Annotated in this window: 1 protein-coding gene; it reads left to right on the top strand. The window is 63.6% G+C overall.

Annotation, left to right across the window (positions count from 1 at the left end):
* Positions 1-20: 20 nt before the first annotated feature.
* Positions 21-4,028 carry a T9SS type B sorting domain-containing protein gene (locus tag C8D94_RS15085; protein WP_211308929.1) on the top strand — a complete coding sequence of 1,336 codons (4,008 nt, stop codon included), beginning with the start codon at positions 21-23 and terminating at the stop codon, positions 4,026-4,028.

Below are 4,028 nucleotides of genomic sequence, written 5' to 3' on the forward strand. Positions count from 1 at the left end.
TCGTTTCCCTGGACCTTCAGGTGAACGACAGTCCTGCCATCACGGACCCTATCACGGACCTGGTGGTCTGCGACAACGACGAGGACGGTGTGGAGGTCTTCGACCTCACGAGCAAGGACGACGAGATAGCGGGGACCCTGGTGAACCTAGTGATCACCTACCACACGAGCCAGGCTGATGCGATCGCGGGCACGGGGGCGATCGGGACCCCTGGTGCTTACAGCAGTGGGGGGGAGCTCATCTGGGTACGTGCGGAGAACGTGGCGGGCTGTTTCACGGTGGGCAGCTTCAGTCTTGTGCTGGACACGGTTCCCGAGTTCGTGACGGTTCCGGAGTTCTCGCGTTGCGACAACGACGGTGACGGTGTGGAGGACTTCGACCTGAACACCCAGAACGCGACGATCACCGACGGGGACACGGACCTGAGCGTGACCTACCACCCTACCGAGCAGGACGCACAGGACGCGACGAACCTGCTGCCGATCCCCTACACGAGTGCGGGCGAGGTGGTCTGGGTACGTGTGGAGAGCAACACGCGCGGCTGCTACGGTGTCTTCGAGATGGAGCTGGTGGTTGTGGAGCGCCCCGAGATCTTCGAGCCCGACCCCTTGGAGCTCTGCGACGACAACAACGACGGTTTCGGTGAGTTCACGCTCACCGATGCGGACGACCAGGTCGTGAACGGGAACCCGGCGGGGAACCTCGTGGTGAGCTACCACGAGCTGCTGGTGGACGCGCAGAACAACGTGAACCCGCTCACGAGCCCCTACATCAACATCGTACCGTTCAACCAGACGGTGTACGTCCGCCTGACGGACATCGCGACGGGCTGCTACAACATAACGACCCTCGAGCTGGTGGTGCTGGACACCCCGCAGATATCGGATCCCTCGCCGTTGCAGGAGTGCGACACGGACGGGGACGGTGTCTTCATCTTCAACCTGACGGACGCCGAGGCGGAGATACTCGCGGGCCTCACGGGCGGTCCCTACGTGGTGGAGTACTTCGAGGACGTGAACCTGACGGTCCCGATCTCGAACCCTACGGCCTATCCTAACATCACCAACCCCCAGACGGTGCACGTCACGGTCTCTGACACGAACAACGACTGTGAGGCCGTGACGACCCTCGAGCTGATCGTGGACCTCCCGCCGACGCTCACCGAGCCGGATCCCTACACGCTCTGCGACGTGAACGACCCCGGCGACGAGATGGAGGTCTTCGACCTGACCACCCGTGTGGACGAGATCACCGGTGGCAACGCGAACATCGAGGTGAGCTTCTACGAGACATTGGCCGATGCCCAGGCGGGCACGGGTGCGATACCGAACCCCGGTGCGTACACGAACCTCACCAACCCACAGGACATCTACATACGGGGGGAGAGCGCGACGACGGGCTGCGAGAACACGGGTGGTGCGAACGGCCTGGTTCTGGAGCTCCGCGTTGAGAACGTCCCCGACGTGGTGGCGCCCACGCCCCTGGAGGCCTGCGACCCGGACAACGACGGTTTTGCGCTGTTCGAGCTGACGGACAAGGACGCTGAGATCGCCAACGGCGATGCCAGCATCACTGTGACCTACCACGAGACGCTGGTGGACGCCGAGGCGGGGGTGTTCGCCCTTACGAGCCCTTACCAGAACATCGTTGCGGGCCAACAGACGATATATGCACGTGCGGAGTTCACCCTTCCGCCCAACGCCAACGGCTGCCACAGGGTGGTGGAGCTGGAGCTGGTCGTACTGCCCTCTCCCACGGCGCCCCTGGACGTCGAGCCGCTTGTGGCCTGTGAGGCTGGGGGCACTGCGGTGTTCGACCTGACCGAGCGCGAGGACGAGATACTGGACGGGCAGGACCCGCTGGTCTTCGTGGTGACCTATTACGAGACATTGGCCGATGCCCAGGCGGGCACGGGTGCCATCGCGACGCCCACGGCGTACCAGAACACCTCCAACCCCCAGACGGTATACTTCCGCATCTCGGGCAGCCAGAACGACTGTTCGGTGACGGGGAGCTTCGAGCTGCAGGTGGAGGAGCCTCCGGTGGCGAACCAGCCGGTCCCGTTCACCAAGTGTGACGACCTGGGCGAGCCCAACGACGAGATAGCGGTTTTCGACCTGACGACCAAGGACGTTGAGATCTCCGGTGGCGGTGCCGGGCTGGACGTGAGCTACTACCTGACCCAGCAGGATGCCCAGGACGGTACCGATCCCATCACCCCTGCCACGGCGCACGTGAACCAGGACCCCGTGACGGGTGCCGCGATCAACCCGCAGACGATCTATGTCCGTGTGGACGACCAGGCGACGGAGTGCGGTTCCTTCACGACGATGACCCTTCGTGTGGTCCCGAACCCGGAGCCGGTGTCCCCCGACCCGATCGTGCTGTGCGACAACAACGACCCCAACGACGGTGTGGAGGTGTTCGACCTGACGGTGCGCGAGTCGCAGATACTTGACGGTGGCAACTGGGCACTGGGCTACTACGAGACCTTTATGGGTGCCGTGGACGGCACGGGTGCGATCGCCACGCCCACGGCGTACGCGAACACCTCCAACCCGCAGACGGTCTACGTGAGGGTGACCAACGGCACGGTACCGGAGATGTGCTTCGAGATCGTGGAGCTGGAGCTTATCGTGAACCCCTTGCCGGACGCCGGTGCGGTGGTGACCCCGTTGGTGGCCTGTGAGGTCCCGAACCTGGGCACCTCTGTGTTCGACCTGACGGAGAAGGAGGGGGAGATCCTCGGCGGGCAGGACCCTGCGCTGTACACGGTGAGCTACTACGAGACACAGGCGGACGCCCTCGCGATGTTCGATGCGATCCCGGACCCTACGGCCTATACGAACCTGAGCAACCCGCAGACGATCTACGTGGGGATACTGGACAACGGTACGGAGTGCTACATATCGGCACAGGAGTTCGAGCTCCGCGTGGACGACGGGGCGGTTGCGAACACCCCCTCCGGGCCCTATACGATATGCGACAACACCGCGCCCAACGACGGTCTGGCGGAGTTCACCCTGGACGACCCGATGGACCCGATGTCGCAGGCACAGCTGCTTCGCGACGAGATATTGGGCGGCCAGGACCCTGCGGTGTTCCTGCTGACCTACCATGAGACCCTGGAGAACGCCGAGGCGGGCGTGGACCCGCTGGGAGCCACCTATACGAACATCGTGAACCCGCAGGTGATCTATGCGAGGGTGGAGAACAGCACCAACGACTGCTATGCGGTTGCGGAGGTGGTGCTGAAGGTGGAGCAGCTTCCCGTCCTGGCCCTTGATGAGGAGTACAGGCTGTGCGTGGATGCCGATGGCAACGTGATCCCGGAGGAGTTCGGGGGCGCATCGCCACCGGTTCTGGACACGGGCCTCTCCCCGGACGACTATGTGTTCACCTGGGAGCTCAACGGCGAGGTGCTGGTGGGCGAGGTGGGCCCCTCCGTGACGGCCCTGGAGGCCGGTGAGTACGTGGTGACGGTTACCGAGCGCACGACGGGCTGTATGGAGCGCTATTCCACGACGGTGGTGCTGAGCTCCCCCCCGGTGACCTTCGACGTCGACGTGGTGACGGGCGCCTTTGCGGGCGAGCACGTGATCGAGGCCGGTGCGACGGGGAACGGTACCTACCAGTTCCAGCTGGACGACGGCCCGTTCCAGGACAGTGGCACGTTCACCAACGTGGAGCCCGGTGGGCACACGGTGACCATCCAGGACATCAACGGTTGCGGTAGCGTGACGGTAGAGGTGGGCGTGGTGGACTACCCCCGCTTCGTGACGCCCAACCTGGACGGCTGGAACGACACCTGGAACATCATAGGCATCGCGGATGCGGACCCTACGGCAAAAATTTATATATTTGACCGCCACGGGAAGCTGCTCAAGCAGATCAGCCCGTTGGGCGAGGGCTGGGACGGCAACTATAACGGCAACCCGATGCCATCGAGCGATTACTGGTTCGTGGTGGAGTACACCGAGGACGGTACACAAAAGGAATTTAGAGGGCACTTTACCCTAAAACGATAG

This window comes from Marinirhabdus gelatinilytica, assembly GCF_003353425.1.
GTDB classification, from domain to species: Bacteria; Bacteroidota; Bacteroidia; order Flavobacteriales; family Flavobacteriaceae; genus Marinirhabdus; species Marinirhabdus gelatinilytica.